Annotated in this window: 1 protein-coding gene; it reads right to left on the bottom strand. The window is 60.2% G+C overall.

All coding sequences use genetic code 11. From position 1 onward, the window contains the following. On the bottom strand, nt 1-510 hold a 510-nt coding region (locus tag P1T08_18980; GenBank protein ID MDF1598154.1), incomplete at both ends, for an aldehyde dehydrogenase family protein.

The raw sequence follows: 510 nt of genomic DNA on the forward strand, positions 1-510 counted from the left end.
GGGGCTGATGACCAGCCATACACCGTATGGGCGCAGGACAGAGGTGTTGATGGCGGTGTAGCCTTTCAGCGGGTCCTGACCCATCTTAACGATGAAGCCGTTGTTCTCCTCCACCTGATCGCAGGCGTAGCGGATAAGCGCCGACACCTCGGCGATATCGCCGAGCGCCTCCATGCGATTCTTGCCGACCTCGAGCGAAATGACCGCCGCGATCTCGTAGATGCGCTCGTCAATCCTGTCCGAAACTTTACGGAGCAGCTCGACCCGCTCGGTCCATGGCCGGCGGGACCAATCCGGGAAGGCTTTGCGGGCTGCTGCGATTGCGGCTTCGGCGTGAGTCTGATTGCCTTTCTGGAACACTCCCAGGACCAGCTCGGTGTCGATCGGCGAGCGATCTTCAAAGGTCTCTTGCGCTTGCACATCCTTGCCGTCGATGATCATTGAATGGGTGAGACCGAGCTTGGCCCGGACATCCTTCAGCGCCGCTTCGTAACGTTCGTGCAGCTCCTC

Source organism: Acidimicrobiia bacterium, assembly GCA_029210695.1.
Taxonomy (GTDB): domain Bacteria; phylum Actinomycetota; class Acidimicrobiia; order Spongiisociales; family JAHEDJ01; genus JAHEDJ01.